This is a genomic window from Agrobacterium sp. P15N1-A (genome assembly GCF_044626815.1).
Classification (GTDB): domain Bacteria; phylum Pseudomonadota; class Alphaproteobacteria; order Rhizobiales; family Rhizobiaceae; genus Agrobacterium; species Agrobacterium leguminum.
This window is the reverse complement of record NZ_JBIUPF010000026.1, coordinates 1-337: the sequence shown is the minus strand read 5'-3', so window position 1 is coordinate 337 and position 337 is coordinate 1. Positions and strand designations below refer to the sequence as shown.

Sequence of the window (337 nt, the reverse complement as noted above, 5' to 3'; positions counted from 1 at the left end):
AGCTTGATCTGCCGGCTGAGTGGAGGCTGGGTCATATTCAAACGCCGGGCTGCGCGGGTGAAATTCAGCTCGGTGGCGACGGCGACAAATGAACGGACCTGTCCCAAATCAAGCATCTATTCAATCCCGGTATGAATATCCAACAGAAAACAACTTGGACTTAAATTGATTGCCGCGATATTAGTCAAGACGAGGGCCGTTCGGCGGGTGAAATCAGAGAGGCGAAGATGGATACGCAGCCAGCAAAAACCGGCCACCGGCAACAGGCCCTCGGCGCAGACAGCATTGCCTGGATAAAGCTTTCTTCGATCTTCCTGCCGCTGAAGGCGCCGATAAG

At 54.0% G+C, this 337-nt stretch carries 1 protein-coding gene; it reads right to left on the bottom strand.

Features of this window, described 5'->3' with window-relative positions; translation table 11 throughout:
* The coding region (locus tag ACIK7D_RS27760; protein ID WP_400158176.1) for a LysR family transcriptional regulator at positions 1-116 on the bottom strand (116 nt) is incomplete at its 3' end.
* Positions 117-337: the final 221 nt, after the last annotated feature.